This window comes from Spiroplasma endosymbiont of Agriotes lineatus, from assembly GCF_964019485.1.
Lineage (GTDB): Bacteria > Bacillota_I > Bacilli_A > Mycoplasmatales > Nriv7 > Nriv7.
Map to the genome: position 1 here is coordinate 824,577 of NZ_OZ026448.1, position 24,633 is coordinate 849,209.

General features: G+C 26.3%; 24 protein-coding genes, 1 tRNA gene and 7 pseudogenes. 13 read left to right on the plus strand and 19 right to left on the minus strand.

From position 1 onward, the window contains the following. Positions 1-27 precede the first annotated feature (27 nt). Positions 28-2,052, plus strand: a complete 2,025-nt coding sequence (gene tkt, locus AACK93_RS05360) for a transketolase (RefSeq protein ID WP_339024045.1) — start codon at positions 28-30, stop codon at positions 2,050-2,052. 1 nt (position 2,053) lies between these two features. Then, positions 2,054-2,284, plus strand: a complete 231-nt coding sequence (locus tag AACK93_RS05365; RefSeq protein ID WP_339024046.1) for a YneF family protein — start codon at positions 2,054-2,056, stop codon at positions 2,282-2,284. Between the two features lie 43 nt (positions 2,285-2,327). Here AACK93_RS05365 and AACK93_RS08170 read toward each other — a convergent pair. Next, positions 2,328-2,584: pseudogene (locus tag AACK93_RS08170) on the minus strand (JAB domain-containing protein). Between the two features lie 236 nt (positions 2,585-2,820). On the opposite strand from AACK93_RS08170, the pseudogene AACK93_RS05370 reads away from it, so the two are divergent. Then, positions 2,821-4,062, plus strand: a pseudogene (locus AACK93_RS05370) (IS256 family transposase). Positions 4,063-4,226: 164 nt separating this feature from the next. Here AACK93_RS05370 and AACK93_RS05375 read toward each other — a convergent pair. The 3 genes from AACK93_RS05375 to AACK93_RS05385 all read right to left on the minus strand — a co-directional run bounded on the left by AACK93_RS05375 (position 4,227) and on the right by AACK93_RS05385 (position 5,593). Further along, on the minus strand, positions 4,227-4,979 hold the full coding sequence (locus AACK93_RS05375) for a hypothetical protein (protein ID WP_339024047.1): 753 nt from the start codon (positions 4,977-4,979) through the stop codon (positions 4,227-4,229). A gap of 31 nt (positions 4,980-5,010) precedes the next feature. Next, a tRNA-Arg gene (locus AACK93_RS05380) sits at positions 5,011-5,087 on the minus strand. A 287-nt stretch (positions 5,088-5,374) separates the two neighbouring features. Then, positions 5,375-5,593 carry a hypothetical protein gene (locus AACK93_RS05385; protein WP_339024048.1) on the minus strand — a complete coding sequence of 73 codons (219 nt, stop codon included), beginning with the start codon at positions 5,591-5,593 and terminating at the stop codon, positions 5,375-5,377. Positions 5,594-5,971: 378 nt separating this feature from the next. On the opposite strand from AACK93_RS05385, the pseudogene AACK93_RS05390 reads away from it, so the two are divergent. The 4 genes and pseudogenes from AACK93_RS05390 (at position 5,972) to AACK93_RS05405 (ending at position 10,008) form a co-directional block, all read left to right on the plus strand. Further along, a pseudogene (locus AACK93_RS05390) lies at positions 5,972-7,093 on the plus strand (IS3 family transposase). 355 nt (positions 7,094-7,448) lie between these two features. After that, positions 7,449-8,309, plus strand: coding sequence for a tRNA pseudouridine(55) synthase TruB (truB, locus tag AACK93_RS05395; RefSeq protein ID WP_339024049.1), 861 nt, complete (start codon positions 7,449-7,451; stop codon positions 8,307-8,309). Continuing rightward, positions 8,296-9,144 (plus strand): riboflavin biosynthesis protein RibF, encoded by an 849-nt coding sequence (gene ribF, locus AACK93_RS05400; RefSeq protein WP_339024050.1) that lies wholly within the window; start codon positions 8,296-8,298, stop codon positions 9,142-9,144. The genes truB and ribF overlap by 14 nt, the downstream gene beginning before the upstream one ends. A gap of 537 nt (positions 9,145-9,681) precedes the next feature. Then, positions 9,682-10,008, plus strand: coding sequence for a hypothetical protein (locus AACK93_RS05405; RefSeq protein WP_339024051.1), 327 nt, complete (start codon positions 9,682-9,684; stop codon positions 10,006-10,008). Positions 10,009-10,318: 310 nt separating this feature from the next. On the opposite strand, the pseudogene AACK93_RS05410 reads toward AACK93_RS05405, so the two are convergent. From AACK93_RS05410 to AACK93_RS05425, 4 genes and pseudogenes are all read right to left on the minus strand, one after another. Next, a pseudogene (locus AACK93_RS05410) lies at positions 10,319-11,035 on the minus strand (hypothetical protein). After that, a complete protein-coding gene (locus tag AACK93_RS05415) occupies positions 11,001-11,405 on the minus strand; it encodes a hypothetical protein (protein WP_339024052.1) in 405 nt (134 codons plus the stop codon). Before AACK93_RS05415 ends, AACK93_RS05410 begins: the two are co-directional and overlap by 35 nt. Beyond that, the gene (locus tag AACK93_RS05420) at positions 11,392-11,658 is read right to left on the minus strand and encodes a hypothetical protein (protein WP_339024053.1); all 267 of its coding nucleotides are present in this window, start codon (positions 11,656-11,658) and stop codon (positions 11,392-11,394) included. Before AACK93_RS05420 ends, AACK93_RS05415 begins: the two co-directional genes overlap by 14 nt. A gap of 275 nt (positions 11,659-11,933) precedes the next feature. After that, entirely contained in the window at positions 11,934-12,326 is a 393-nt protein-coding gene (locus AACK93_RS05425; RefSeq protein ID WP_339024054.1) for a hypothetical protein, read from the minus strand. 54 nt (positions 12,327-12,380) lie between these two features. Between AACK93_RS05425 and AACK93_RS05430 the strand changes: the two are divergent. Next, a pseudogene (locus AACK93_RS05430) lies at positions 12,381-13,419 on the plus strand (IS3 family transposase); the annotation flags it as partial. Between the two features lie 86 nt (positions 13,420-13,505). On the opposite strand, the gene AACK93_RS05435 reads toward AACK93_RS05430, so the two are convergent. The 3 genes from AACK93_RS05435 to AACK93_RS05445 all read right to left on the minus strand — a co-directional run bounded on the left by AACK93_RS05435 (position 13,506) and on the right by AACK93_RS05445 (position 15,002). Beyond that, positions 13,506-14,186, minus strand: coding sequence for a hypothetical protein (locus tag AACK93_RS05435; protein ID WP_339024055.1), 681 nt, complete (start codon positions 14,184-14,186; stop codon positions 13,506-13,508). Positions 14,187-14,244: 58 nt separating this feature from the next. Continuing rightward, entirely contained in the window at positions 14,245-14,454 is a 210-nt protein-coding gene (locus tag AACK93_RS05440; protein WP_339024056.1) for a hypothetical protein, read from the minus strand. 404 nt (positions 14,455-14,858) lie between these two features. Then, the gene (locus AACK93_RS05445) at positions 14,859-15,002 is read right to left on the minus strand and encodes a hypothetical protein (RefSeq protein ID WP_339024057.1); all 144 of its coding nucleotides are present in this window, start codon (positions 15,000-15,002) and stop codon (positions 14,859-14,861) included. Between the two features lie 97 nt (positions 15,003-15,099). Here AACK93_RS05445 and AACK93_RS05450 point away from each other — a divergent pair, with 97 nt between their 5' ends. Then, complete coding sequence (locus AACK93_RS05450) at positions 15,100-15,309, plus strand: helix-turn-helix domain-containing protein (protein WP_339024058.1); 210 nt, start codon at positions 15,100-15,102, stop codon at positions 15,307-15,309. A 98-nt stretch (positions 15,310-15,407) separates the two neighbouring features. Beyond that, positions 15,408-15,599, plus strand: a complete 192-nt coding sequence (locus tag AACK93_RS05455) for a hypothetical protein (RefSeq protein WP_339024059.1) — start codon at positions 15,408-15,410, stop codon at positions 15,597-15,599. 72 nt (positions 15,600-15,671) lie between these two features. Here the strand turns inward: AACK93_RS05455 and AACK93_RS08175 are convergent. The 3 genes and pseudogenes from AACK93_RS08175 to AACK93_RS08180 all read right to left on the minus strand — a co-directional run. Further along, positions 15,672-16,860 (minus strand): annotated as a pseudogene (locus AACK93_RS08175) (IS256 family transposase). A gap of 139 nt (positions 16,861-16,999) precedes the next feature. Continuing rightward, the gene (gene ffh / locus AACK93_RS05470; protein WP_339024061.1) at positions 17,000-18,343 is read right to left on the minus strand and encodes a signal recognition particle protein; all 1,344 of its coding nucleotides are present in this window, start codon (positions 18,341-18,343) and stop codon (positions 17,000-17,002) included. Positions 18,344-18,482: 139 nt separating this feature from the next. Continuing rightward, positions 18,483-18,863, minus strand: a pseudogene (locus AACK93_RS08180) (transposase); the annotation flags it as partial. 1,000 nt (positions 18,864-19,863) lie between these two features. Here AACK93_RS08180 and AACK93_RS05475 point away from each other — a divergent pair. The 3 genes from AACK93_RS05475 to AACK93_RS05485 all read left to right on the plus strand — a co-directional run bounded on the left by AACK93_RS05475 (position 19,864) and on the right by AACK93_RS05485 (position 20,910). After that, positions 19,864-20,211, plus strand: a complete 348-nt coding sequence (locus AACK93_RS05475) for a hypothetical protein (RefSeq protein WP_339024062.1) — start codon at positions 19,864-19,866, stop codon at positions 20,209-20,211. A gap of 145 nt (positions 20,212-20,356) precedes the next feature. Then, positions 20,357-20,764: a hypothetical protein gene (locus AACK93_RS05480; RefSeq protein ID WP_339024063.1), complete on the plus strand. Its 408-nt coding sequence runs from the start codon at positions 20,357-20,359 to the stop codon at positions 20,762-20,764. A 5-nt stretch (positions 20,765-20,769) separates the two neighbouring features. Then, a complete protein-coding gene (locus AACK93_RS05485) occupies positions 20,770-20,910 on the plus strand; it encodes a hypothetical protein (protein WP_339024064.1) in 141 nt (46 codons plus the stop codon). 330 nt (positions 20,911-21,240) lie between these two features. Here AACK93_RS05485 and AACK93_RS05490 read toward each other — a convergent pair whose 3' ends face one another. The 5 genes from AACK93_RS05490 to AACK93_RS05510 form a co-directional block, all read right to left on the minus strand. Further along, positions 21,241-21,951, minus strand: a complete 711-nt coding sequence (locus tag AACK93_RS05490; protein WP_339024065.1) for a hypothetical protein — start codon at positions 21,949-21,951, stop codon at positions 21,241-21,243. A 367-nt stretch (positions 21,952-22,318) separates the two neighbouring features. Continuing rightward, positions 22,319-22,711, minus strand: a complete 393-nt coding sequence (locus AACK93_RS05495; protein WP_339024066.1) for a hypothetical protein — start codon at positions 22,709-22,711, stop codon at positions 22,319-22,321. 341 nt (positions 22,712-23,052) lie between these two features. Continuing rightward, complete coding sequence (locus AACK93_RS05500) at positions 23,053-23,259, minus strand: hypothetical protein (protein ID WP_339024067.1); 207 nt, start codon at positions 23,257-23,259, stop codon at positions 23,053-23,055. Between the two features lie 47 nt (positions 23,260-23,306). Continuing rightward, on the minus strand, positions 23,307-23,762 hold the full coding sequence (locus AACK93_RS05505; RefSeq protein ID WP_339024068.1) for a hypothetical protein: 456 nt from the start codon (positions 23,760-23,762) through the stop codon (positions 23,307-23,309). Beyond that, positions 23,651-24,394 carry a hypothetical protein gene (locus tag AACK93_RS05510; protein WP_339024069.1) on the minus strand — a complete coding sequence of 248 codons (744 nt, stop codon included), beginning with the start codon at positions 24,392-24,394 and terminating at the stop codon, positions 23,651-23,653. Before AACK93_RS05510 ends, AACK93_RS05505 begins: the two co-directional genes overlap by 112 nt. Between the last annotated feature and the right edge of the window lie 239 nt (positions 24,395-24,633).

The window sequence follows — 24,633 nt, forward strand, 5'->3', positions numbered from 1 at the left end:
TGGTGAAAAGTAACAAGGAGGAATAATATGTCACAAAAACAATTTCAAAATGAAAACGATAATTATAATCGTGAGCAGTCAATTAATACTATTAAGATGTTAGGTGTTGAAGCTGTCAATCAAGCTAATTCAGGGCATCCGGGAATTGTTTTAGGAGCAGCACCAATGAGTTATGCACTATTTAGTGAACATTTATATTGTAATCCGCAAGATCCCCAATGAATTAATCGTGATCGTTTTATTTTATCAGCTGGACATGGATCAGCATTATTGTATGCGTTATTACATTTAAGTGGTTATAATATTAGTATTGATGAAGTTAAAAATTTTCGGCAATTGCATTCAATTACTCCCGGACACCCAGAAAGAAATTTAACACCTGGTGTTGAAGCAACAACAGGACCATTAGGACAGGGATTGGCAATGGGTGTTGGTTGTGATTTAGTAAGAACTTTTCTGGCACACAAATATAATAAACCTGATTTTAATATTTTTGACTATCATACTTATATTATTTGTAGTGATGGTGATTTACAAGAAGGAATTAGTCAAGAAGCTATTAGTTTAGCAGGTCATTTAAAATTAAGTAATTTAATTGTTTTATATGACTCTAATGATATTCAATTAGATGGCCCAGTAAGTTTATCACAAAGCGAAAATACAAAACAGCGTTTTTTAAGTGCTAATTGAAATTATATTTTAGTTACTACAGGTAGTGACTTTAAAGCAATTAGTCAAGCAATAAGACAGGCTAAAGCGGAAACAGAAAAACCAACTTTAATTGAAGTTAAAACTATTATTGGTGTTGGGGCTTCAAAAGCAGGAACTAGCAGTATTCACGGCACCCCTTTAGGCAATGATATTATTAAGTTAAAAGAAAATTTAAAGTGGGATTATGAACCATTTTTCGTTCCTGATGATGTAAAAAATGATTTTAAAGTTAGGGTTGCACAAAGAGGCCAGCAACAACAAAAAATTTGAAATCAAATATGAACTGAATATGCTAATAAATATGTTACTGAATATAAGGAAATTAATGATACTTTATATCATAACTATAATTTTACTGTTGATGATTTTCAAGATATTTTAATTGAACAAGATCTGGCAACAAGAGATTGTTCATCGATGGTATTAAAAACTATTAGTAAAAAATTGCCATTATTTATTGGCGGTAGCGCTGATTTATCATCATCAACAAAAGTTTTAGGGAGTGATGGACACTTTGCATCTAATAATTTACAAGGTCGTAATATTATGTTTGGTGTTCGTGAATTTGGAATGGGTGCTATTAGTAATGGTATGTTATTACAAAAAACCGTTCGCTCATTTGTTGCTACTTTTTTAATTTTTAGTGATTATATGAAACCCGCAATTCGTTTAGCTTCATTAATGAAAATTCCTAATATTTTTGTTTTTAGTCACGATTCAATTGCTGTTGGTGAAGATGGACCAACCCATCAACCGGTAGAACAAATTTCAATGTTAAGAGCATTACCTAACTTAAATGTTTTTCGTCCTTGTGATATGAAAGAAACGATTGCTAGTTATATTTGTGCATTGAATAGTAAAGATAAGCCAACAGCAATTTTGGTTTCGCGACAAAATTTACCGCAAATTATTTCTAGTGACGTTAATAAAGCATTAAAGGGCGGATATATTATTAGTCCTGAAAAATTACAATTAGAATTAATAATTATTGCTACTGGTAGTGAAGTGCAATTAGCATTAAAAGTTCAGCAACAATTACAAAAAGAAAATATTAATACTATTCGTGTTGTTTCTATGCTTTCAACAACTGTTTTTGATTTTCAAGATGTGACCTATAAGTTAGAAGTGCTTCCTCAGACTGTTAAAAAGATAAGTTTAGAAATGGCTTCAACTTGAGGATGACATAAATATGTTGATAATGGAATAACTTTTGGTATTGACAAATTTGGAATATCAGCATCAATGCAGGATATAATGAATGAATTAGGATTTACTGTTGATAATATTGTATTACAAGTTAAGCAATTATTACAAAAAGATAATATAAAGGAGAAAAGATAAAATGCCTTGATGAGCAGGATTGTTAATTGGTCTTGTTGGCGGTTTAATAATTGGGGGATTATTAGCATTTTTAATATCTAAAAAGATGTTTGAAAAGCAATTAAGAGATAACCCGCCGATTAATGAAAAAATGATTCGAGGAATGTATATGCAAATGGGAAAAAAACCTCCCGAATCAAAAATTAAAAGTATGATGGCAGAGATATATCGCAATCAAAGCAGAAAACGTTAAAATTAATAAAATAACTTTTTAAACTGCCATTATACGGCAGTTTTTATATGGCAAATTTAGTTTGCAACAAAATACTATAAAAATTATTTTTGCTAATAATGATGTGATCAATAAATTCAATTTTTAAAACTTTAGCAATATAAATAAAGCGTTTGTTGTTGCAATATCATGTTTACTAGGTAAACTATCATTATTAAGGTGATTATGTGCACAAATAATTTTTTGGGCATGGTTTTTTAAAATGAGGTAATATATATCTTTTGGATCAATCGAAATTTGATTAATTGTGTTCCTTGATATACAAGTTGCTTAAAAATAATATGATTATTATTATTTAATAAAATTAAATAAAAATTTTCGGTATTTAAATTACTTAGGACGCATAAAGCATAAAGTTTTGTTAGGGTATTGTTTTGAAGAAGTAAAACAATCAGCTAATTATATTATGTTAATTACTAAACCCTAACCGAACCTGTCCAAAATTCTGTGTCTCGATAATTCATTCTGAATTATACTTAAACGAAGGAGAACAGAAAATGACAAAAAAAATAAAAAAAGAACCTGATGCAATTGCTAAAGTTGTTGATTATTTTTTAGAAAATATTGATAATCCACAAGATTTATTTAAAAGTAATAATATTTTTCAGGAATTTATCAAAAAATTAACTGAAAGAATGTTAAATACGGAAATTAAAGATCATCTTGAAACTGATGAGAATCATAATAAAAGAAATGGCAGAACACAAAAAACCATTATTACTAAAAATGGTTCAATCGCAATTGATGTACCAAGAAATCAAAACAATACTTTTGAACCAGTAATTATTCCAAAAAGACAAAGAAAATTTGATAACTTTGATCAAAAAGTAATTTCTTTATATGCAAGAGGAATGACAATTTCTGATATCAAAGCACAATTGCAAGAATTCTATCACGGAGCAGAAATTTCAGAAAGTTTAATTAGTCAAATAACTGATGATGTTATTGAAGAAGTTAAAATGTGACAAACTAAACCTTTAGAGAAGATTTATCCGATTGTTTATTTTGATTGTATTGTTGTTTAAAGTAAAACAAGATAAACGAATAATAAATAAAGCAATTTATCTTGCCTTAGGAATTAATTTAGATGGTTTAAAAGATATTTTAGGAATGTGAATTAGCGAGAATGAGGGAGCCAAATTTTGACTTAATAAAATAAAATTCCTTACGGAAATGAAAAATCGTGGCTTACAAGATATTCTTGTTGCTTGTAATGATAATTTAACTGGGATGTCTGGTCTGATGCAATAGAAGCTATGTTCCCAAAAACACAGCACCAATTATGCATTGTTCATCAAATTCGTAATAGTTTAAAATTTGTTCCTTACAAAGATCGCAAACTTGTAGCTGTAGCTAATGATTTAAAATCAATTTATACAGCAATTAATGAAGAAATAACGTTAGTTGCTTTAGACAATTTTGCTGAAAAGTGAGATAAAAAATACCCCCAAATTGCTAAATCATGAAAAAATAACTGAGATAATTTAATAATTTTTCTTGAATATCCTCAAGAATTTAGAAGAATTATTTATACAACTAATACAATAGAGTCTGTTAATAGTCAATTAAGAAAAGTCGTTAAAAATAAAAAGATTTTTCCTAATGATTTATCAGTTTTTAAAATATTTTATTTAGCATTTCAAAATATGACTAAAAAACGAACAATGCCAATTCAAAATTGGGGTAGTGCAATTTCACATTTAATGATAAAATTTGAGGACAGAGTGAATTTAAGTTAATTACTTAGATTAGAGACACAGTTAATTTTACAATCCCCACACACATAAGAAATATATACTTAATTTGCATATTGAAATAGTTTATAGTAAATGATTATTTTTTCTTTTTTTAAAAATACCTAAGAAAAATAAACGCGACCTTAGCAATACTCAACAATAAAATCTTAAAAAATTTGTTCTTTCTCAATTTGTAATAAAAATCTTTGAGTAAGAACAAAATTAGCCTTTAAATTTTGACAAATCTGTTCTAACACACATTCATCATCGCCTTGCATAATTTTTGCTCTATAAATAATAGCACTAACTGCCGCAGTAAGATCCACCATTAACGGTAAATTAGGATACTGACTATATCAATAATTTTCTCATAAATATCAACAAACCTGTTCTAAACTAGGATTATCATTATAAACAAAATTACTTAAAATAGTTTTAACTTTTTTAGTACATTCATCAAGATGAAATTCAGAAATCAATATCGGATTAATAAAATATTGACCATGTGTTTTTTGAACAATAAACACCTCATCAATATCTTGTCTCTTTAAAACCATTAACAAATGCGTTTTATTTTCATTTTTAAACAAAGAATTTTTTAAATAATCTCGTAATGTTGATAATATTTTTCTAACATTTTGCTGTTCTAAAAAATTAAATGCTACTAAATGAATTTCCTCATCAAAAGGATTATTAATAATTTCTTTAATTGTCTCTAAATCTCATTGCTTAATATTTGGTTTTTCTTTTGTTAACTGTTGAATTTCATCATAAAATTTAATAATTTGTTGTTCATATTTTTTTGGTATATAAGGTAAATCTAATTCAAATTTTAACTTAACTTTTGCTTGCTCATAGTTTTCATTAGCAATTAACTGTTCAATTTCCTTAATAAAAAAACTATAATATTTATTATTCATTAAAATTATTCACCAACATTTTTATTTTAAATGGCGCCCATGAAGAGACTTGAACTCTTGACCCTGCGCTTAGAAGGCGCATGCTCTATCCAACTGAGCTACATGGGCATATTTTTTATACTACATAAAAAATAATAACATTATTAGCTTTAAACTGCAATTATTTTAAGGTCGCGCGGCCGCGTTTAGTTTTCTTAGGTATTGCTTTTGAAGAAATAAAACAATCAGCTAATTATATTATTTAATTACTAAACTAACCATATCTTTCTTGTTATTGTCATTTTTATCCGCTACCATTTTATCATATTATTGAATTTTTACACAATAAAAATTATTAATTATTATTAAATTTTGACTAAATATATATTAATTTTATATTTTTACTTAATTTTTACTTACTTAAATCTATTATATTTATTTGTTACAATATTACCTTTATAATTAATTCAACTATCATCATTTTTATTATTATATTTATTTCATAATGAATTTTTATATATTTCTTTTCTGATTTCTATTTCTGAATTAATATTTTCATTAATATAATGTAATAGGTTATTTAAATTCTTATGATTATATATTTTTGTTCCATATCCTAATTGTTGTTTTACCAAATGTGATACATCACCTTCAATGTTACAACCGATATTTCATTCTAAATTTTGGTGATGAATACCATGCTTATTGTTTTTGAAATAATTACTCGCCTTTCTTAAATTTGTTTCAATATCTTTATTTAATTCATTTTTAGCAATATTACGAATGTTTTTGATTAATTCTTGATGATTTCCATCCTTATATAATTTAATTCAACTATTTAGTATTACTTTGCGATTTTCAAAAATAATATTAAATGCCGCTTGTTTTAATTTTTTAATAGCATGATAACCATCTAAAATATATCTAACGTTACCAAAACTATGGATAGGTTACAATAAGTTGGACCATAATTATATAGACTTCGAAATTATTAAGAAAGAAGGAATATAAAAATGGGAAATAAAACCTCATACTCTGAAGAATTTAAAAAACAAATTGTCATGCTATACAAAAATGGCAAAAGTGTTATTAATTTAGGGAAAGAATATAATTTACCAAAACCAACTATTTATAGTTGAGTTAAAAATTATAATAATTCTGGTTCATTTAAAGCAAAAGACAATCGCAAACTAGAAGAAAATGAAATAATAACTTTACGAAAAGAACTTAAAGACTTAAAAATGGAAAATGACATTTTAAAGCAAGCCGCACTGATAATGGCCAAAAAATAACAATAATTAATAGCAATAAGAAAAAATATTCAATAAGAAAAATGTGTAAATTATTAAATATTTCAAAATCCAATTACTATTATCAAATTAATAAATACACAAGGAAAATAGTGAATAATTATAATCAAGAAATTATCAGTGCATTTAACGAAAGCCGCCAAGTCTATGGAGCCCGAAAAATCAAAGTAGTATTAGCTCATAAAAGTATTAACCTATCTAGACGCAAAATTAGAAACATTATGAAAAACAATAATTTGATATCAAAGTACACAAAAACAAGACTTAAATGCAAAAATATTCAAGTAAATAATCATCCAGTAAATAACATTGTAAACCGAGACTTTAATAATAGAAAAATAAATGAAATTATCGTTAGTGACTTAACTTATATAAAAGTGGGTTTTAAATGATTTTATGTATGTCTCCTAATTGATTTGTATAATCGCGAGATTGTTGGTTATAGTTCCGGACCAAATAAAAATACGGAGTTGGTTTATCAAGCTATTATGCGAATTACTAGACCAGACCATTATCAAAAATTGAAATATTTCATACCGACCGAGGTAATGAAATGAGTTTAAAAATAATATAATTGATTAATTATTATCTACATTTAAAATTCAAAGATCATTGAGTGCGAAGGGTTGTCCATATGATAATGCAGTTGCTGAAGCAGCTTATAAAGTTTTTAAAACAAAATTTATTAATGGTAGAAAATTCAATGATCTTGCACAATTAGAACTTGAATTATTTGATTACATTAATTGATACAATAATCTTAGAATACATGGCAGTTTAAATTATTTATCTCCAGTTACTTTTAGAAAACAAATGTCTATATAAAAATTGTCCTAAAAAGGGTTGCCAATCCAGATGATAGTTGAATCAGCAAAGGCAACATTGTATATGCAAATAAATATATTCATTTAAGTAAGTAAAAATATTAGTTAAAATTTAATAAAATTAATAATTTTTTATTGTGTAAAAATTCAATAATATGATAAAATGAAAAAGAATAAAAATGGCAATAACAAGAAAGATATGGTTAGTTTAGTAATTAAATAATATAATTAGCTGATTGTTTTACTTTTTCAAAGCAATACCTAAGAAAACTAAACGCGCCCTAGTTGTATTGGTAAATTTTTCAAGGTCTTTTAAGTGTGGGATGATATAATATCCTTAGAGGTTTTTTATTATAATGAATTCAGGAATTTTACTAATTGATAAACCCACTGGGATGACATCGCATCAAGTAGTATCTTATCTTAAAAAAAAGTTTAAATATTATAAAGTTGGTCATGCCGGAACTTTAGACCCTCTAGCTGCTGGTGTACTAATAATTTTGGTCAATCAAGCGACAAAGATTTCTTCATTATTATTGAATGAAATGAAAGAGTATTTAGTAACAATGCAATTTAATATTTTAACTAATAGTGGTGATATTACTGGTAATGTTATTGCTAATGATAATAAGTTAATTACAAAAGAACAATTTCTTAATTGTTTAAATTTTTTTCCGTTATCATACAATCAAACACCGCCTAAATATTCTGCGATTAAGTTTCAAGGAAAAAAACTTTATAAATATGCTCGCAAGGACCAAAAAGTATTATTAGCAAAACGACTTGTTAAGTTAGATTATTTAGAGTTAGTAAGTTTTGATTTTCCTTATGTTTCCTTAAAAGTTAAATGTTCAAAAGGAACATATATTCGTAGTTTAGTAGTAGACATTGCTAAAGCTTTAAATACTATAGCAACAGTAAAAAAATTGCAAAGAATAGCTAGTGGTGCATATAAGATTAGTAATTGTTGAAAACTTGATAAAATTCAAGAATGAAATATGATTTCATTATCAAATGTATTACAAGACTATATGCCACTTATTAATGTTAAAGAAACAAAAGATATTAAAAATGGTAAGGTTATTCAATTAAAAGATGTTGAAAATGATACTGTATTGTTAACTGATAATAATCAAATCCCATTAGCAATATATGTTAAGGGACTAGATAATAAATATTATTGCAAAAAAGGATTATGAAATGATGAAAATAATTAATACTATTGATGAAAAACAGCAATTTTCAAATAAACAAGTAGCGTGTTTAGGATTTTTTGATGGACTTCATATTGGACATCAGTTATTAACTCAAACAGTATTAAAGGAAGCTAAAGAAAATAATTATCAATCACTATTTTTTACTTTTTCAATAGCACCAAAGAAAATAATTTTAAAACAACAATATGATGACTTGCTTGATATGGGAGATAAGCAAAAATTAGTTTCATTAATGGGATTTGATAATTTTGTTATTTTTCCATTTAATGATAATACAAGAAAATGATCAATTGAACAGGTTATTTTTTATCTTAAACAATTGAATATTGATATTATTGTTGTTGGTGATGATTTTCGTTTTGCAAATTTTGGTCTGGGAAATATTAGTCATTTGCAGAAAAATTTTTCTAAAGTAATTGTTGTTAATAAAGTTTTAATTAATAATGATATTCGGGTATCAACAACATATATTCGTCAGTTACTACAAGAAAAACAAATTGCTAGTGCTAATAAGTTATTATTACAACCTTATAATATTAAAGGTGTTGTTGTTAAAGGTAATAAATTAAATAATAAAATTCAATTTCCAACAGCAAATATTCATCTAAATGATAATTTCTCAATATTAAATGAGGGTTTTTATATTACTAATGTTAGTTTAGATAATAAAAACTATCAAGCAATTTCTTGTATTATTAGAATTGATAATGTTTTAAAATGTGAATCATATATTCTTAATTTTAATAATAATATTTATGGTGTAAAAATTAAAATTTCCTTTTTAAAGTATTTACGAGATAATGTTATTGTTAAAAGTTTAGAATATTTAAAATAGTTAATTAATGAAGATTACAGCGGTTGCATAAAGTTTTGTTAGGTAGGCAAAAGATTTGAATAAGTATTAAGACAGTCAGCAATGATTGTCTTTTTATTTTATGAGGTGTTAAAATTTTGTTCTTTGAAAATTAAATACAAGTGAATTAATAATGTTGGTATGTATTAAAGCACGATAAATTGTGGGTGGTCGCGCCATAACCAAAAGAAATTTACCAGTTAATAGATAACACCCAACACCCTATTAGCTATAGCAATTTGTTTCGTTTTGCAATAAAAAAATGAATGGGTGGATTTCCTAAAAATATACACGCTATTAAATTAGTTCCAAGGGTAGGATGCGGACATTAAAGTGTAGAAATTTCTATATAGGAAGATACTAAGTTTAAAATTATTAAAATCTTTATCTAATAAAAAAACAAAATTTACTAACAAAGCTTGTTAAACACTTAAATCTACGATATATAAGTGTTTAAAAAACTAAGTTAACTAACTTAGTTAATATAACTTAGTTTATTCATAAGAAAGATAATTTATTATGAAAAACATTGAAAACATTTTCTTAAATACTAAAAAATATCTTTTAAAAGAAACACAAAACGCAATGCTTATTAAAGCCCCAAAAATTCCGTGATTTAATAAACAAATCGGTATTTGGTTTTCAAAGCGATTTGTTTATAAAGGAAAATATGAAAATTCAATTTGCATCGAAATAATCAAGAATAGTAAATATCAAATAATTTCAATTAATCAAAAAGAAAATGAAACCAAATTAATTAAGGGACAAGAATTATTAGGTTTTTTCATTGCCGAAAAAGAAAACAACAAAAAAGATATAAATTATAACTATTTTAAAGGAGTTTAAAAATGAATATTACAATTGGACTAATATTCATTGAGCGCATAAAATATTCGGTTGGTGGGAATTTTCCAAAAACCAAGAAAAAGACTGAAATAAAATTCGGTCTTTTTTAATTATTTAGAAATCACAGATGTTTAGTATATTTGGTTTTTACAAATTTTTAGGGGGTGTTTTCTTTTGACAGTAATATTTTTCATTGAATGAAGTGGATAGGTTACAATAACAAGAATAGAGTGAAAAACGTTTCTAATTAAAGAAATAATATTCTTAAATAAAAAATATCTCCCAATTAATTGGGAGATATTTAAATATTTTAAGTTTTCTTTGTTAAGTTATAAAATGTTTCCATTCCATCATATTCATCAATAACACCTAATTCATGTGCAATCGCTAAGAGGCGATTATATTTAGCAATCCGATCGGTTCTTGACATTGAACCAGTTTTAATTTGTCCAGTGTTTAAAGCAACCGCTAAATCAGCAATAGTTGTATCTTCAGTTTCACCTGAACGATGTGATACAACTGTTGTTCAATTAGCTTTTTGAGCCATTTGAATCGTTGCAATCGTTTCACTCATTGTTCCAATTTGATTTATTTTAATTAAAATTGAGTTAGCCGCTTGCTTTTCAATACCTTCTTTTGTTATCTTAGGATTAGTTACAAAAATATCATCTCCCATAATTTGAACTTTATTACCTAACTTTTCTGTTAATTTAACAAAACCATCCCAATCAATCATGTTCTGATAGTTCATCTTCAATAGAAATAATCGGATATTTATTAACTAACCTAACTGTTCTAAATACGAAATCATTTCGTCAGTGGTTTTTTCAACAGCTTGACCAGTTTTTTTACTTAGTTTTTTAAAGACATAAATTTTTCGTTCCTTATCATATAGTTCACCAGAAGCACAATCCATTGCAATTTTAATATCAATACCAGCTTTATATCCTACTGTTTGAATTGCTTTAACAATAACATCTAATGCACCTTCATTATCTAAATTTGGAGCAAATCCGCCCACCTTCATCACCAACAGAAGTAGTATCACCAGCACATCGTATAAAATTTTCTTTAAAGTAATGAAATACTTCTGCTGCCATTCTAATTGCTTCTTTAAAATCAAGAGCACTAACCGGCATAATCATAAACTCTTGAAAATCAATTGTGTTATCCGCATGCTTCCTGCCATTAATAATGTTTAACACTGGTACTGGTAATTTTCTAGCATCAATACCGCCAATATACTGATATAATGGTAAACCTACTTCATCAGCGGCTGCGCGCATAATTGCCATTGATACTCCTAAAATGGCATTAGCACCTAATTTTTCTTTATTATCAGTACCATCTAATTTAATCATCACTAGATCAACTAAAAGTTGATTAGTAACATCCATCCATATCCATTCCTACTACTTCTTCACGAATCGTTTTATTAATATTAGCAACAGATTTTAAAACACCTTTACTCATATATCGCTTTTCATCTTTATCTCTTGATTCTAAAGCTTCTAATTCACCTGTCGATGCCCCTGACGGAGGAACCAAGGCTTTACCATAACCAAATTCACTTCACACTTCCACTTGAATTGTGGGATTACCACGAGAATCTAAAACTTCTATCGCTCTTACATCTGTAATTCTTGACACATCTATTACTATCCTCCTCTAATGCGATATATATTATATATTATAGCAAAAACTAAACAAAGACACACAGAAAATATGATCGTCGGGTCGCGTTTAATTTTGTTAGGTATTGCTTTGAAGAAGTAAAACAATCAGCTAATTATATTATTTAATTACCAAACTAACCCCGCCTTTCTTGTTATTGTCATTTTTATTCATCATCGTTTTATCATATTATTGAATTTTTACACAATAAAAAATTATTAATTTTATTAAATTTTAACTAATATTTTTACTTACTTAAATGTAATATATTTATTTGTATATACAATACTACCTTTATTAATTCAACTATCATCATTTTTCTTATTATATTTATTTCATAATGAAGTTTTATATATTTCTTTTCTGATTTCTATTTCTGAATTAATATTTTCATTAATATAATGTAATACATTTAATTTGTTTAAATTTGCCATTCTTAAATGTAATAGGTTATTTAAATTCTTATGATGAATACCTTGCTTATTATTACTGAAATAATTACTCGCCTTTCTTAAATTTGTTTTAATATCTTTATTTAACTCATTTTTAGCAACATTACGAATGTTTTTCACTAATTCTTGATGATTTCCGTCCTTATATAATTTAATTCAACTATTTGGATAGGTTACAATAAGTTGGACCATATTTATGTGGACTTTCAAATAAAATAAAATTATTAAGAAAGTGGGAATATAAAAATGGGCAAAAATTCATATACAGATGAATTTAAAAAACAAATTATCATGCTTTATCAAAATTGAAAAAGCATTATTGAAATTATTAATGAATATGGTATTTCAAAACCTGCTATTTATAATTGAATAAAATCATTCGATAATTCTGATTATTTTAAAGTAAAAGATAATCGAAGTAATGAAGAAAATAAATTAATTTACTTACGAAAAGAATTAAAACAATTACGAATGGAAAAAGATATTTTAAAGCAAGCGGCACTGATAATGGCCAAAAAATAAAAATAATTAATAACAACAATAACAAATATTCAGCGAGGAAAATATGTAAGATTTTGGGTTTATCAAAATCAACGTATTATTGTATTATTATCAACCTAATAAATGCACTAACAAGCAAGTTAATAATTATGAACAAGAAATTGTCAATACATTTAATAAAAGTCGCAAAATTTATGGGGTCCGTAAAATTAAAGCTGTTTTAATAAGAAAAGATATCATCTTATCGCGGCGAAAAATCAGATGCATTATGATCAAAAATAATTTGGTTTCTAAATAAACCAAATTAAAATATCGTAATCACAAAACAACAACTAATAATGCCCAAATTAGTAATGTTTTAAATCGTGAATTTAATGACAAAAAACTTAATGAAGTTGTTGTTAGTGATTTAACATATGTGCAAGTTGGTGGGAAATGACACTATATTTGTTTATTAATTAACTTGTTTAATCGCGAAATAATTGGATATAATGCTGGGCTAAACAAAACCGCTGAACTAGTTCAACAAGCTTTTCATAAAATAACACGACTATTAAAGCAAATAACTTTATTTCATACCGATCGCGGTAATGAGTTCAAAAATAAAATCATTGATGAAATTTTAATAACCTTTAATATTAAGGGATCATTAAGCAATAAAGGTTATCATTATGATAATGCTGTGACTGAAACAACTTACAGAACCTTTAAAAAAGAATTTATTAAGGGTAAAAAATTTGAAAATTTAACACAATTAAAATGCGAACTATTTGATTTTGTTAATTAATAAAACAATATTCGAATTCACAGTAGCTTAAATTATTTAACACCCATTAAATTTAGAAAATGGCAGTCTACATAAAAAATGTCTTAAAAAGGGTTACCATTCCAATAGATGACCTTTAAGTAGGGGCGAAAAATATTAACGGGTTTTTTACGAATTCCCACAATCACATTATTGGCAATATCACGAACTTTAACTCAAATATGTTTATCTCTTTGACCGCTAGCTAACACAATATGACCGAAATGGCGTGCCAAAGCAAAATATTCTTGAATACCCGTTTCTTCGTTTTTAGTATTATTTTTTTCTCAATCCGTTCCTTCTAAAAATAAATTGGTTTCATCTCATAACAGTAAGGTTTTGTCTGACAATACCGGATAATCAAAGTCTAATAATCCCATATGACCTAAACTTAATTTTTGGGTTTCTAGTAATGGAAATGTTGATGCGATATGATATTTTTTCTTTTTTAGTAATTTTGATGCGTATACTAAAAAGGCAGTTTTTCCAGTTCCTAATGAATCAATAACAATATTTAATGGTGAATTTTTTAAGAAATTAATAACTTTGTTAATTTGTGTTAAATTACCGATTTTAAAAAGAAAAATTAAAATACAACCTGCTAAAAATAAATAGCTTACAATGTTTTTAAAATAACCGTTGTAAATATATCAAATTGCTCCGCAATGTCATAAAATTAAAAATGAGGTGCGATTTAATTCAATAAAATGGTTATTTTTTTCTATTATTCATTTGCAAAATTTCATCTTGCACCTCACTTTATTTTTTTATTAGCGGACTGCTCCAAGTAATTTTTCAAACATTTTAAAACAAATAAAGAATATTGCCAAAATAAATGGAAAAAATTAAGATTCAGTAGTCAGCAAAGAAGTTGCCGATTTGTGGCATATTAACAGCAATAATTTCTCACATTTTAGTAAATGCTGTTATAATCGCATTTCATAATTTAGTCATTGCGTCACTAGCTGTTATTTTTGTTACTGCTGGTGCTTCTGTTAAGAAAGTTCCAATCATATAATCACCCCCCTTTCTTTTTAAAACATTCATCATTTATATTCAAATTTTTTCTTAAATTTGTTAAAACCACGATTAACCTTAACACGGTTATATTTTTTTCTAATTAATTTTGAATTTCTTTGGGAATGCATCACAATGTAACTTCTTGACATTACTTTTGTTTCTATCTAAATACTGATATGCTTTTTCAAAGCAGCATTAAAACAAATCACACCATAATCGCTGTTAAGAATTAAAAAGCAATGTTTGCTATTAAAAGTCAAAGTGGTGCTTCGGTTAAATCAATTTCTTTACCACCCGCCACTAACATGAACTGGAATAGTTGTAATTTGAATAAATAAATCTCAGAAATTTTGTTTAATTTGTTCTCAATTAAATTCTTTTAAATTTACTGTCATTTTTTATCGCCCAAAAATCATTTTTATTGGTAAATACATAATTGAAATTAAGACGAAAAGAAAAGCAATGATAATAATTAATCCGGCAATAAACGAGACTTGTGCAAGCATTTTTTCTATCGGAACAAACAGTTTTAAGAATTCCATAATAATTTCTCAAAACTGGATAGGTTAGAATAAGTTGGACCATATTTATGTGGACTTTCAAATAAAATAAAATTATTAAGAAAGTAGGAATATAAAAATGGGCAAAAATTCATATACAGATGAATTTAAAAAACAAATTGTCATGCTTTATCAAAATTGAAAAAGCATTGTTGAAATTATTAAAGAATGCGGGGTTTCAAAATCAGCCGTATATCAGTGAATTGAAAATTTTAATAATTCTGGTTCTTTTAAAGCAAAAGATAATCAAAGTAATGAAGAAAATGAATTAATTTACTTACGAAAATAAAAACAACAATTACGAATAGACAATGACATTTTAAAGCGAGCAGCACTGATAATTGGCAAAAAATAGGAATTATTAACAATAATAAAGAAAAATATTCCGTGCTAAAAATATGTCAAGTATTAAAAATAGCAAAATCAACATATTATTATCAAACTAATGATTGTGTTAAATATTATGTTAATAATTATGAAGAAGAAGTTATCGGCGCATTTAATAAAAGTCATAAGATTTATGGGGCTCGTAAAATTAAAGCTGTTTTAATAAGAAAAGATAATCGTGACATAAAATAAATAAAAATAAAATAATTTCTAATTCTTTTTTTTAACTGGAATTGTACAATTAACTGTGTCCCTCCTAAGTAATTAACTTAAATTCGCTCTGTCTTCAAATTTTATCATTAAGTGTGAAATTGCACTACCCCAATTTTGAATTGGCATTGTTCATTTTTTAGTCATATTTTGAAATGCTAAATAAAATATTTTAAAAACTGATGCGTCATTAGGAAAAATCTTTTTATTCTTAATTACTTTTCTTGGTTGACTATTAACAGACTCTATTGTATTAGTTGTATAAATAATTCTTCTAAATTCTTGAGGATATTCAAGAAAAATTATTAAATTATCTTAGTTATTTTTTCATGATTTAGCAACTTGGGGGTATTTTTTATCTCGCTTTTCAGCAAAATTGTCTAAAGCAAGTAAGGCTGTATCTTCATTAATTGCTGTATAAATTGATTTTAAATCATTAGCTACCAGTTTGCGGTCTTTGTAAGGAACGAATTTTAAACTATTACGAATTTGATGAACAATACATAATTGATGTTGTGTTTTTGGAAAAACAGCTTCTATTGCATCAGACATTCCTGTTAAATTATCACTATAAGCAACAAGAATATCTTGTAAGCCACGATTTTTCATTTCCGTAAAAGGATTATTTTATATTCAGTCAAAATTTGGTTCCCTCATTCTCGCTAATTCACATTCCTAAAATATCTTTTAAACCATTTAAATTAATTCCTAAGGCAAGATATACTGCTTTGTTTATTATTCGTTTATCTTGTTCTACTTTAACAACAACAATACAATCAAAATAAACAATCAGATAAATCTTCTCTAAAGGTTTAGTTTGTCACACTCTAACTTCTTCAATAACATCATCAGTTATTTGATTAATTAAACTTTCTGAAATTTCTGTTCCGTGATAGAATTCTTGTAATTGTGCTTTGATATCAGAAATTGTCATTCCTCTTGCATATAAAGAAATTACTTTTTGATCAAAGTTATCAAATTTTCTTTGTCTTTTTGGAATAATTACTGGTTCAAAAGTACTATTTTGATCTCTTGATACATCAATTGCAATTGAACCATTTTTAGTAATAATGGTTTTTGGTGTGTTGCCATTTCTTTTATTATGATTCTCATCAGTTTCAAGATGATCTTTAATTTCTGCATTTAACATTCTTTCAGTTAATTTTTTGATAAATTCCTGAAAAATATTATTACTTTTAAATAAATCTTGTGGATTATCAATATTTTCTAAAAAATAATCCACAACTTTATCAATTGCATCAGGTTCTTTTTTTTACTTTTTTTATCATTTTCTGTTCTCCTTCGTTTAAGTATAATTCAGAATGAATTATCGAGACACAGAATTTTGGACAGCCCCTCTTAAACTAAGGATTAGAAATTATTTATCTAAACTTAAACTTACTAAAATCTGGTATTCTTCCTGATTTAATTTGTTTTGCTATTGAATCAACACTTTTTTTAGCTTTTTCAAATTGATTTATTAAATTATTAAATTCTTTTTCATTTCGTCCCGAACCTCTAACAATCCGATTTTTTCTTTTTAAATGTTTTAAAAGTCGCGGATCTCTTCGTTCTTTTTTAGTCATTGAATCTAATAATGCCCTTGTAAATAATAGCTTACTTTCAGCGCCTTCAATTTTGATATCACTAAGATTATTAACCCCGGGCATCATTTTAATTATTCCTGAAAATCTACCCATCTTTGACATTTGTTTCATTTGATTAGATAAATCATCTAAATCAAATTGTCCCATCATCATCCGATTCATTGTTTTCTGAATTGATCTTTCATCAACAATATCCTGAGCTTTTTCAAATAAACTTTGAACATCGCCCATCCCTAAAATTCGGTCAGCCATTCTTTCAGGATAAAAAATATCTAGTGCTTCAACCTTTTCTCCCGCGCCAGCAAACATAATCGGAATTTTAGTTAAATGACTAATAGAAAGTGCCGCCCCACCACGAGCATCGCCATCTAGTTTAGAAAGAATTGTTCCTGTTAAATTAAGATATTGATGAAATCGTTCAGTAACATTAATTATTTCTTGTCCTGTCATCGCGTCAACAACAATAAGAATTTCTTGGGGATTAATATTTTGTTTTAAATTAGATAATTCATCCATTAATATGCTATCAATATGCAATCTTCCTGCTGTATCAACAATAACAACATCAAACTTATTTTCAATTGCATAATTAAGAGCATTGTTAGCAATTGTAACAACATCTTTTTCATCATCCAATGAAAATACAGGAATGTCTAATTGCTTACCTAACGATTTTAACTGTTCAATGGCTGCCGGTCGATACACATCACAAGCAACTAACAAAGAATTATTATGATACTTTTTTCGTAATAAATTTGCTAATTTAGCTGTTGTGGTTGTTTTTCCACTTCCTTGTAACCCAACCATCATAATAACTGTTGGTCGTTTATTAAGATTCAATAAATGTTCTTTATGTCCCATAATACGAATTAACTCATTATGAACAATTTTAATTAACATTTGTTCGGGTTTTAAACCTTCAAGAATAAACTCTCCCATCGCTAGATCACGAACATTATTAACAAATTCTTTTACAACATTAAAATTAACATCAGCCTCTAATAAAGCAAGTTTAATTTCACTTAAAGTAGCTTCCATATTTTTTTCTGTTAAAGTTGATGTCTTAATATTCTTCTTAATAGCTTTAGTAATGCGATTTGCCAAAAAATCAGTAAACATTTTTATACCCCATTTATTTATAAATTCTAATTTCGCTAGTAATTGTATCATATGTAATAAGAAATTTATAAATATATAGGGGGGCCTTAAGTATTTTTTTTTTGTTTGGGGCTGTCCAATTAACTGTGTCTCTAAGTAATTAACTTAAATTCACTCTGTCCTCAAATTTTATCATTAAATGTGAAATTGCACTACCCCAATTTTGAATTGGCATTGTTCATTTTTTAGTCATATTTTAAAATGCTAAATAAAATATTTTAAAAACTGATAAATCATTAGGAAAAATCTTTTTATTTTTAACGACTTTTCTTGGTTGACTATTAACAGACTCTATTGTATTAGTTGTATAAATAATTCTTCTAAATTCTTGAGGATATTCAAGAAAAATTATTAAATTATCTCAGTTATTTTTTCATGATTTAGTAATTTGTGGATACTTTTTATTTCATTTTTCTGAAAAATGATCTAAAGCAACTAACGCTATTTCTTCATTAATTGCTGTATAAATTGATTTTAAATCATTAGACTTGGTATAACTTATAACTATAACATTTATGCTTACTAGACTATAAAATATAAAACTTTCATGAAAATAGCAAAAATTTTAAAAGAAGCTGAAGCTAAACAAAAACAAATTGGTGGTAGACCAAATAAATTATCAATAGAGCAAAGATTACTTATGACTTTAGAATAATGAAAAGAATATAGTACATATCTTGTTATTGCAAAAAAATATAATATTAGTCATGTTGGTTTTATTCGTGATATCTTTTGAGTTGAAAATACTTTAATAAAAAATAGTCAATTTCATATATCTGGCAAAAGGATATTATTGAAAAATAAGAGTACTAATAATAATTTATTAGTAATTGATGCTACAGAAATTTCAGTTGAAAGAATTAAAAAAAACTAAAATTATTATTTTCTAGTAAGAAAAGGCAACATTTATGCAATAAACCACAGACTTATGACAAACACAAGCAGTTTTTTTAAAATGGTCACGTTTAGTTTTCTTAGGTATTTTTTAAAAAAGAAAAAACAATCATTTACTATAAATTATTTCAATATTCAAATTAAGTATATATTTCTTATATATGATTTTTGTTGTAAAAAATTATTTTAATGTTGGTTTTATAAGCATTTTACTTAGTTTTTATAACTTTTTACTTAAGATTATGTTTGTTAATAATATTAAATATTTTGTTTTACTATTTATTTTCTAAATAAAATGATAATTAAATTGTCGTTGATTGTCATTAAAAATTATTTAAACCTTTTTTTCCTGCCTAACAAAAATTTATGCGTCCTTTTAAAATTAAAAAAATTCAGTAAAAATCTCCTAATATGGTACAATCAAATTCCAGACTAATGAGACTGTAGATTAAAATTCGGAGAAAGGTTGTTAATTATTCGGTAAATTTTATTAATTAGTAAAAATTCACAAAAAGGAAGTTAATTAATATGAAAAAATTACTAGGATTATTAGGAACAATAACAATAGCGGGGGGGGCGGAATCGGAATGGCCGGAATTATCGGAAACGCTCCATCTTCAGCGAAAAGTAAAATTAATTATTTACAAACAAATAACTTAGAAAATTTAGTTCGTGTAAAAAGATGGAATGTTAATAAATTGCAAAATAAAGGAAATTATTTACATATATACATTAGTCATTCTACTTGACAGAACATTTCTTTTCAACATGATACTAAGAATGCTCAAGAATTTAAAAATTCATTAGTAAGTACTTTAAATACTTTTAATATAGATGAATTTGGTAGCGCTGTTACTCAATCAAATCGTTCAATTATGATTGAAATCATAGTGTCAAAGTATGATGAGATTAATAATTTTTTCTTAAAAAAATAATGATAATCTTGGATTAGTGATAAAAACTGATGCAAATAGTGCGTGAGCTATTCCTGGTGAAAGATATTATAACAGCTATTATGGTGTTGTAATTGATCAATAAAAATTTAAAAATGAATTAAATAAAGAAAGGATAATAATTATAATGAAAAAACTGTTAAGTTTATTAAGTGTAGTAACAATTACAGGTAGTGTTATGCCAATTTTGGTTTCTGCAAGTTCTTATAAAAATCAAGAAAATAACAAGTTAGAAACTTTAAAACGAAATAAAAGACAAAGCACAACAACGCCAATTCCTGGAACAGTTTATTATTTACATAATGATGAAGTTATAATTGAAAGTTCATCAAATTGAGGAAATAATTTTGTTTTAAGAATAGGAAGACAAGCCGCACAAACATTATCACAATTAACTATAGCTCAGAATTTAAGAGATGGTATAGGAGGGGCATTAGTTGTGTTGCTCTTGGATTTTACTGGTGCCGTTTTAGAAGGCAGTGCTCTAGCTAGAGCATTATCTATTCCTATCGGCGCGGCGCTGGTGGTTTATTAGTAATTTTGTTAAATAGATGAAATAAAAATCCACAATCATTTAGAAATTTATTTAGAAGTAATGATATTTCTAATGGATTAAATTTAGCTGTAAATGAAGATCCCGTAAATCAATTATCAATATGAACAACATCAGCAAGCGGTTAATTACCTTTATAAAAGTAAAATATTAAAAATAAATATTTTTATGGAAATAAACAAATTATTTCCATTTTTAATTAAATTAACAAAATGTATAAAAAGAAAGGAATTAAAAATATGAAAAAAAATATTAAGTTTTTTAGGAACAATCACTTTAATTGGGGTGTGCACAACCAATTTAATTATTTGCAAAAAATAACAATTTAAAATATAGACAAATTATTTTCTTAAAAATTTTTGTAATGTTTAAAATGGCGTTTTAGTGTTTAATGATAAATGACAGCTTTCAAAGTTATAAAAGTAATAATATTGATTTAAGAAATGTTGAATTTCATTTTAATTTAGTTTTTTATCCTTAAAATAAAATAATTTGGTATAATGTTGGTGGAATCATTCGATCTTCCCGTTGCTCTGAGGAGAACGGATTGGTGTGGTTTCGTGGACAATTCCGTTCCTTGAAAGAAAGGTTGTAAAAGGCCTTTCTTTTACTTTATATGCTTTTTTATTACTTCAATTAGTAGTAGTAAATTCAGGAGCATTATCAGTGCGAAGGCGTTTAATTGTTATATCAAATTCGCCGAAATCTTTCACTGCTCTTCGCAAGGCATTAACCGCATTATTAGTTCCTAAACTATCATAAACATAACCAAATGCGCTATGCGTGTCATTTCGTCAATGAAATCCATAAATGTAATATTTTTTATCAACCGGAAAACTTGATGTGGTAATAATTTTGGCATCCATTTGTAAAAGACCAATTTCAAAAACTTCATCTTCATAACGCTCAAAATGGCGTTTAGTTTGTTTGACTTGTTGTTTTAATTCTTTTCAACGAAGATCAGATTTAATTCAGCGATAAAAAGTTTTGATGTTTTTAGAAACTTCTGAATTTTTAATATCGTGAAAACTGATTTTTAAATTGTTAAATAAAGACCACATTCCACCGGCTTGAAGATTTTTGTAATCAAAATATAAATCACATACTTTTTTGCGAGAATTTAAACTATATTGATAATTAAGATTTTGTGGTTTTGTAGTTTTAAACAATAACAAATCTAAATTGTCAGAATAATAAGCAGTTATAATTTTTTATGCCCAACGATAAAAGGTTTTCGTTTTGTTCTTAAAATATTTTTTAATAAGTTTTGTTAAAGTAATTTTTTTAATATAGAAAGAAATAAGTACATAAATTTAAATAGGCAGTAGTGCGTTTTTTAGTTTTATAGTAATAATGATTATGGCAATTAACACTTAATCAACTTTGTGCTTTTGCTTTTAAATCTGCTAAATCAGCTTGGGGATAATATATTTCATTTTTTTAAACTCCTTAAATTAATAAAACCGTATTACAAAAAATACGATTTTCAAACATATTTATTAAAATTGCTAATTAATTAGGTATTTTTGCTAAAAATTAAATTATAAAATATTGTGGTTTATTTAATTGATATCTATCTAAATAAACAAATGACACTTTAATACTTTCAAGTTTAGGAATTTCTCAGCCATAAGTAGTCAATATATCTTCAGATGGTTTTGGTTTATAAATACCTTCTCATTTAAAAAAATCCTTTATAGGATTATTAATACTTTGATTGTCGATTAAAAAGCTTTTTTCAGACATATCATCTGGAAAACAAACACTTTCATCATAAAAAATTATTCTTCCAGCAGAGCCAAAACTCTCTACATTAAAAAATGTATTATTTAAACCAGAAAATTGTAATTTTTTTTCAGAAACATTACTTCTACATCCAAAAATAAACATTACACATACTAAATTTAAAGCTGATAAAAATTTTCGCATAAAGAAAAATCCTCCTTTCAAAGGAATTATATTATAAAAAATATTGGCAATATTTAAGAGAACTTTTTTAATATCATTAATAAGATTGCTAACGGCACTACAAATTCAAATAACATCTGAAATGCCGGAATAATTTCAAACACCGGAAAGGTGGTTTTGGTAAAATTAATCGTTGTTTTAGCAATATCCGCACGCAAGAGGGGCGAATTAAAAGATTAATCCCCGAAAGACCAAGTAATCAATTTAACACGCTAACAGAAACATGCTGAATACCACAAGATATAGCACTAAATAATCCCAAATAAGAACAACAATTCGGCGTCGGAATTAAATCTTCCATATTATCCACTTATTCCGCCGCCAATAAAGGCCGTTGAATTCAAAATGTTAAAATCGTATAAAGAATAATGATATTCAGTACTTTCATTTTTCTTTTTATATAGTGGAAAAGTTAGCGTAAAAACATTAATTCCATACATGACATCAACTTTGGCATTGTAAAAATGCAGTTTATTACTAGTAACATCCCGCCCATAATTGGTTATCATATGCTTTTAACACATTAAAATCTATTTGATAAGAATTTTTACCACTATTAAAACCATTGGCAATTTGGTTTATCTTTAACAAAGAAATAAGAACGAAAAATCATATTCTTACTATTTTCCGTTGTTGAATCAAAGTTAATTAAATACCGTTTGGGATAAAAAGTAATTAAGGAGCGATAGAAAAAACCCATTTGTAAAACATTTTTAGGGATTTGTTGCATTCCTTTGTAATCTAATTCTACATAAGTAGAAACATCCATATCAAAACCGGCATAAAAGAATTGTACAAAAAACTCACCTAAAACTTTATAAAGTTTATTAAATAACCCATTAATAAAATCAATGGTTAAATCTTTTTGGTAATAAAGCATAAAATCTTTAAAATCAGTTTTTAATTTATCATCATAGCGTAAAAAATGGAAAGTATTACCATAATAATTAACTTGTCCAAAAAAGGTATTAATAAAATCTCCTCCAAAGCTTGTTGCGGGCCGGATTTTCAAAGCGATTTACCATTTTCTAAAAACTCATTATAGCCCACAATGCTACCATGCTCAGTTTTTATAGTAATAACATCACCAAAACTAGAAAAGGAAAGTTCTCTAAAAATAACTTTTTCAATGAAACCAGGCGGATATAAATTTTTGCGACTTAAACTAAATTTACTATTTTGTTTAAAACCATTTAGTTCAACTGACATTTCACTCATATATTTAAAATTATCGTCAAAGAAATTAAAAATGGGTATTCAATATAAATAACTATAATTAAATTTATCAAAATCTCGGCGTTGTATCATCAAATAATCTAGTTTATCTTGAAACTGAGTATAATCATAATCACCATCATTTTTATTTATTTCCGTAGGTAACGGTTTCTCGTTATCTTTCTCTGGTTGTGGTGGCACTTTAGCTGAAAATGAATTTATAAAATATTGTGGTTTATTTAATTGATATCTATCTAAATAAACAAATGACACTTTAATACTTTCAAGTTTAGGAATTTCTCAGCCATAAGTAGTCAATATATCTTCAGACGGTTTTGGTTTATAAACACCTTCTTGTTTAAAAAAATCAGACGCATAAATTTTTGTTAGGTAGGCAAAGATTTGAATAAGTATTAAGACAGTCAGCAATGATTGTCTTTTTATTTTATAAGATGTTAAAAATTTGTTCTTTGAAAATTAAATACAAGTGAATTAATAATGTTAGTATATATTAAAACACGATAAATTGTGGGTGGTTGCTATAACCAAAAGAAGTTTTACCAGTTAATAGATAACGCCCTATTAGCTATAGCAATTTGTTTCATTTTGCAATAAAAAAATGAATAGATGGGTTTCCTAAAAATATACACGCTATTAAATTAGTTCCA